Below are 6366 nucleotides of genomic sequence, written 5' to 3'. Positions count from 1 at the left end.
GGTGATCGATCGCGCCGCGAACGACCAGCAGGGATTCGATGTCGAGCATCGGCTGCTGATGCCCGACGGATCGATCAAGCACCTTCACGTCGTGGCCCACGTTGTAACGGATGAGCCCGATCCATTGCATTGTGTGGGTGCAATAATGGATATCACCGTGCGCAAGCAGGCCCACGCGGCGCTTGCGCACAGCGAGCATCGCTACCGTAGTCTCTTTCGCGATATGCCGGTCGCCCTGTGGCAGACCGAAGCTCAGCCCCTGATTGCTATGTTGACGGACCTGCGGGCGCAAGGTGTGGAGGATCTGTCGGTCTATATCGATGATCATCCCGACTGGCTGCGCCGCGCGGAAGAGGTGTTGGTCGTTGAAGAGGTCAATAATTACGCAGTGCAGATGTTCGGGGCGCAAGACCGAAGCGAGTTGCTCGGCCCGGTGACCTGGGTCTGGCGCGAGAGCCCCGGCACGTTTCGACGCATCCTGGAAAGCAGGTATTGCGGCGAAGAGCTCTTCCAGGAAACGACGAAGCTTCCGACTCTCGACGGGCGGATTATCGATGTACTGTTCACCGTGGCCCGCCCGCGGATGGCTGACGATCTAGGCATCGCGCTAATCAGTCTGGTCGACCTGACCGAGCGCATTCATGCACAGGAAATGCTTCAGCGGCTGCAGGCGGACTTTGCACACGCCGCGCGCATCTCGATGCTGGGCGAGCTGACCGCGTCGATTGCCCACGAGCTGAACCAGCCGCTTGCCGCTATCGCTACGAATGGCGAAGCCGGGCTACGCTGGCTCGACCGGCCGGTGCCCAACGTGGCGGAGGTGCGCGAATCGAACACGCGCATCATTGCCGATGCGCGACGTGCCGCAGACATTGTCGGCCGCGTTCGCGCGATGGCGGTTCGGCAAGCGCCCGAACATACGCTCGCGTCGCTTGACGAGCTCATTGATGGTGCGCTTGTGTTTCTCCACCACGAAATCCAGTCGCGCGGCGTCACGGTATTGCGCCATCTCGCTCCGGGCATGCCGAAGGTGCTTGCTGACCGCGTCCAGTTCCAGCAAGTGATTGTCAACCTCGTCGTCAACGCCATCCAGGCCATGGAGCAAGCGGGAAGCACGGAGCGCAGGATCACCATCCGGACCGCCGTGCCGCATGCCGTCACACTGCGCTGCGCCGTCGAGGACAGCGGCCCGGGCATCGTCCATGAGCATTTCGACCAACTGTTCGATAGCTTCTTCACGACCAAGCAAGATGGCATGGGCATGGGTCTGCCAATCTGTCGCTCGATTATAGAAGCGCACGGCGGGCGCATCGCGGCGGACAATGACTCCGCTCATGGCGGCGCCCGGTTCTATTTCACGCTTCCGGCGGTTGACTCTGTTGGTTGAGGCAGCCGAAGCCAACTACAACACGGCAGCCCGCCCTATTGCGCAGGCGCTTTTTCCGCCGCCACCATCGCCCCTTCAAAACTGCTGAATTCGACGGTGTTGACGGTGCCGCCACCGTCGGTGTCCATCAGTTTCAAGAGCGCTTGCGATGATGAACTAGCAGGGTCGCTGCCAGTGTTGGACATGCCGGTCAGCAGTTCCGAATTGGATATCGAACCGCTGCCGTCCGTGTCGAGCGCGGCAAAAAGCTGGTCTGCTTGAGCCTTTTTCCCGCCAAACTGCTTGATCACTGCTTCGAAGGATGACTGCGAAATGGCGCCGTCGTCCTGCCCCTTGCTATTCGTAGGTGGGCCCAAACGCGCAGTCGCTTGCATTGCCAATTCCATGTAGTCAGGAGCCGATGGAGACGGCAGGTTTAGTGAAGCAAGACTGACCTCACCCACGGTGATTCCGTCCGCGTTAAACCTTGCAAGAACCTGCGCATTGGCGCTGAGCACGACTTGCGTCGACGACTCGGACTCGGCCGTTTCTGCCGTCGCCTGGGGCACGGCCGTGATACTGGCTGCGCTGTTCGGTGCGGAAGCGTTAGACGACTGGGATTGCGCATCTGCTTGCGCAGAAGCCGCCCCGTTGATATTCGCAATAGCGGAAACAGACATGTTCAACTCTCTGGTGGATTCGGATGTCCCACATCCGGGATTGATTACGCGCGACGATGCTCGCTGAGTTCAACCAATCCAGCAAGAGCAACTTAGGTCACGCATCGTTGCCGCATAAGCAACAGTTATCGATATTGATGAGCAACTGTCGTTGATTGAGATGCAGTCTGCGCGCGCTCGGAGCGCGGTGCTTTGGGCGGTTCTGCTAGCGGAACCACCCCGCCCCCTACCGCAGGTTCGTCCTCGCCAGATCAATGATTTCATCGCCGCGCCCGTTCAGGATGGCGCGAAGCATATACAAGCTGAATCCTTTGGCTTGCGCAAACTCGATCTTGGGCGGCATGGCAAGTTCATGCTTTGACGTCACCACGTCCACAAGCGCGGGCCCCGGGTGTGCGAGGGCAGCTTCCAACGCCGCGGGAATGTCTTCCGACTCCTCAACCCTGATGCTGAAAATCCCCGCGGCCTTGGCAATCGCAGCAAAATTCGTCTTGCTCAGATCCACGTTGGTGTCCAGATATCCGGAAGCCTTCAATTCCATGGACACGAAACCAAGCAGGCTATTGTTATAAACGACAACCTTGATCGGCAATTCAAGTTGCCGCGCTGTCAAAAGATCGCCAAGGAGCATGGACAGGCCGCCATCGCCGGACAGGGAGATGACCTGCCGGTCCGGGTGGGCGCCTTGCGCGCCGAGCGCCTGCGGCATCGCGTTGGCCATGGATCCATGATTGAATGAACCGTGCAACTGACGCTTGCCGTTCATGGTCAGGTATCGCGCCGCCCAGAGTGTCGGCGTCCCGACGTCCGCCGTGAAAATCGCATCTTCGCTGGCCGCTTCGTCGATCAGCTTGGTCAAATATTGCGGATGAATAGGCCTGCCAGGGCCGGATGGAACAGCGAGATCGTCAAGCCCTTTTCTTGCCGACACATAATGCTTGCGGGCGTTTTCCAGAAAACTGCGATCGCCCTTGCGCTGCAAACGCGATAGAACCGCCTTGATCGTATCCTTGAGCGTTCCCACCAGCCCGAGCGTAAGTGGCGCACGGTGGCCGAGCTGCGAACCCTTCCAGTCGATCTGCACGATCTTCGCGTTGCTCGGATAGAACGGGCGATACGGAAAGTCCGTGCCCAGCATGAGCAGCGTGTCGCACGATTGCATGGCGTGATAGCCCGAGCTGAAGCCAATCAGGCCGGTCATGCCGACGTCAAAGGGGTTGTCCCATTCAACGAACTGTTTGCCGCGCAGCGCGTGGACCACGGGTGCGCCGAGCATATCGGCCAGCGCAACGACTTCGTCATGCGCGCCCTCCGTACCGCTTCCGCACAACAGCGTGACGCCTTTCGATGTGTTCAGCAAATCCGCCAGCCGGTCGAGATCCGCGTCCGCGGGGACAATTGACGACGGCGCCGATTCAGTCCAGCTCGCGATTTCCTCGGGACCCTCGCTCAACGCAACGTCTCCCGGCAACACGATGACGGCGACGCCGCGCTCCTCGATGGCCGTGCGCATCGCGCGCGCGAGCACACGCGGAAACTGCTGGGCATTCGTCACGAGTTCGGCAAAATGACTGCATTCCCTGAAGAGCTCCTGAGGATGCGTCTCCTGGAAATAGCCAAGCCCGATTTCCGTCGACGGAATGTGCGCCGCAATCGCGAGCACGGGCTGATGATTTCGATGGCAGTCGAACAGTCCGTTGATCAGGTGAAGATTGCCCGGGCCGCAACTGCCCGCACAGACGGCAAGCCGCCCTGTCGACGCAGCATCGGCGCCCGCCGCGAACGCGGCACTCTCCTCGTGACGAGTGTGCATCCAGCGGGTCGATCCGACCTGGTCCAGGCTGAATGCCAGTCCGTTCAAACTGTCGCCCGTTACGCCCCAGATTCGCTCGACGCCTGCGGCTGCAAGCGTTCTTGCCAGATAATCGGCGATGGTTTGTTTGCCCATGGTTCGCTCCTAAAGGGGAAAATAGTGATGTGTTTCAAATCCAAACGGCGCCGGCTCGATCCGTAGTAATGGCCCGGCCGCATCAGGCACGGTTTCTTGAATTCACGGCAAAACCTGAGACGATTCGGAGTCCGACTGATTGACTCCAACCGGCGGGACAAACCACGCGAGGAACAGCCCGATGATCGCTGCGCCCGCTGCCAGTGCAAGGCCCACGTGAATCGATTCGACCAGCGCATGGCGTGCCGACTTCATCATCATCATCGCGTCGGCGGTGCGACCCGCGCTGACCAGGCGATTGATCAACGCCGCCTGCTCTGCACGGTCGATCAACAACTGTGGGCTTTCGAAGGACCTGAACCACTGCGTCGCCTGATAGGAATCAAGGGAACGGTGCACGCCACGCGTATAGAGATGCCCGAGCAACGCACCGGTCATCACGGTGCCTAGCATCCCGCCGAATGTTCGAAGCGATTGCAGCAACGCGGTAGCGGCGCCAAGATGCTCCCGAGCGACGATCTGCTGCGAGAAAATCGTCAGGTTGGCGGCCACCAGGCCGAGCCCTATTCCGCTCACCCCCATGCACGACATCCAGACGACATGAGGCTCCATCCCTCTCAGGGCGACCAGGCAGAGACAGGCGATCGCGAACAGCGCGAAGCCCACATACATGATGCCGTTCGCCCGCCGGACCCGCGTGACGATCCGGTTGTTCACGAAGCTGCCTACCGTCGTGCCAAGCAGGAGCGGAGTGATCAGCACGCCAGAAGAGTGCGCAGACATTGCATAGCCGCCCTGGAACAGGAGCGGGACGTAGAAGACCAGCGAGAAAAGCGCGAAGCCGCCCAGCATTGACATTGCAAAGAGCGCAGCCAGCTTGCGGTCCAGCAACATGTCAAACGGCACGATCGGGTCGCCCATTCTTTTTTCCCAGAACCACAGCGCCAGACAGCAACCCACGGTCAGCGCGCCCAGGCCGACTGTCAACGTGCTGAGGCCTTCCTTCGGAAACAACTCGATCACTAATTGCAGCGCGCCGAACGTGAGCGCAAGCACTAACGCGCCCACCCAGTCAAGGCGTACCCGACCGGCCTTGCGCGGGTGACGCAGGTGCGGCAAGAAACACTGCACGAATATCAGTGACACGATGCCCACCGGGACATTGACAAAGAACACCAGACGCCAGCCGCCGTACTGAGTCAGGGTGCCGCCGAGCATCGGCCCGACCATGTTGGAGACGGCGAACGCGGACGTGACGAATACCAGCCAGCGCAGTCGCAGTTTGGGGTCCGGGAACAAGTCCGCGACAGTCGCGAAGACCGTGCCGATCAGGATGCCGCCACCGATCCCCTGCAAGCCCCGTGCAATCACGAGGACCAGCATGGTAGTCGCCATGCCGCACAACACCGAAGCGATGGTGAAGAGGAGGATCGCCGCGAGCAGGAACGGCTTGCGCCCGAAAATATCGCCTAGCCGGCCAAATATCGGGATCGTAATCACCGATGCCAGCATGTAGGATGTGGCGACCCATGCGTACAGATCGAACCCCTTGAGTTCCGCCACGATCTGCGGCAGCGCGGTGCCGACAATGGTCTGGTCGAGGGCGACCAGCATCGCAGCGAACGCGACACCCAGCATGGCCAACAACGACTCGCGAAATGGCAGCAACTGTCTACGTGGGTCATGCGTGGTGACGCTCGGTGTCACGGTATGCTCCAACGGGGTGTCAAGGGGTGTCAAGGGGTGTCAGGAGCCGGAGTTGCGGCTAGGGCGTGGGCACCGCCGCGCGTGACTCGAAGCTAAGGTGACGTTAAAGCAACGTTAATGCAACGCGAGCTTCGTCACCAGCCTACAAACGGTTGATACGGCCAGACAAACAGACGCCCCGCTCATACCTTTGTATGAGCGGGGCGTGGCGGGCGATGGTGAGCAGATTGCTTGTAGGCGATCGCTAGTGACAGACGGGACAGGAGAATGAAACATCACGCCGCCATTGCGATTAGCGGCGAAGGGCGGGACTAATTGGCAGCTTGCCGGCCGGGCGACGCGACGATCAAGAGGAACGCTGCAGCCTTCAACACGCACTCGACTCCCGACAAGAAAAATCCGAGGGGGAAAAATTGTTGCTCTGCCTGCAAACCAAAAGCGATGGCCATTGCACTGGCTGCGCAGCAAAAGGCGAAGGTAGTCTTCGCGGGCCGGCTGCCGGACAACGCCCAGAGTGACAAAGCCAGCCAGATCAATTTCCCTGTAATACACGCTGCGCCGTCAAGTGCCGTTTGACTAACCATCACTTCTACAGGCAACTCGCATAGCGACCAGATCGCCGTAAAGGCGATCACGTATTGCGTGAGCGTCCCGAGGCGGGGTAC

General features: G+C 60.3%; 5 protein-coding genes. 1 reads left to right on the top strand and 4 read right to left on the bottom strand.

Annotation, left to right across the window (positions count from 1 at the left end; translation table 11 throughout):
- The coding region (locus WCA53_RS11460) for an ATP-binding protein (protein ID WP_423909464.1) at nt 1-1387 on the top strand (1387 nt) is incomplete at its 5' end.
- 35 nt (nt 1388-1422) lie between these two features.
- On the opposite strand, the gene WCA53_RS11455 is transcribed toward WCA53_RS11460, so the two are convergent.
- The 4 genes from WCA53_RS11455 to WCA53_RS11440 form a co-directional block, all read right to left on the bottom strand.
- Complete coding sequence (locus tag WCA53_RS11455) at nt 1423-1884, bottom strand: EF-hand domain-containing protein (RefSeq protein ID WP_423909459.1); 462 nt, start codon at nt 1882-1884, stop codon at nt 1423-1425.
- Nucleotides 1885-2272: 388 nt separating this feature from the next.
- Nucleotides 2273-3994, bottom strand: coding sequence for a ubiquinone-dependent pyruvate dehydrogenase (poxB, locus tag WCA53_RS11450; protein ID WP_423909456.1), 1722 nt, complete (start codon nt 3992-3994; stop codon nt 2273-2275).
- Between the two features lie 102 nt (nt 3995-4096).
- Nucleotides 4097-5701, bottom strand: coding sequence for an MFS transporter (locus WCA53_RS11445; RefSeq protein ID WP_423909453.1), 1605 nt, complete (start codon nt 5699-5701; stop codon nt 4097-4099).
- Between the two features lie 311 nt (nt 5702-6012).
- Nucleotides 6013-6366 (bottom strand): hypothetical protein (locus WCA53_RS11440; protein ID WP_423909450.1); only part of this gene is annotated, 354 nt, incomplete at its 5' end.

This window comes from Caballeronia sp. (assembly GCF_049581465.1).
Classification (GTDB): domain Bacteria; phylum Pseudomonadota; class Gammaproteobacteria; order Burkholderiales; family Burkholderiaceae; genus Caballeronia.
The sequence above is the reverse complement of the archived record's forward strand: the minus strand, read 5'-3'. Positions and strand labels throughout refer to the sequence as shown.

What these genes read in the sequence shown, in the direction of transcription:
- poxB (WP_423909456.1), bottom strand. Translation starts at nt 3,994, where the DNA reads ATGGGCAAACAAACCATCGCCGATTATCTGGCAAGAACGCTTGCAGCC.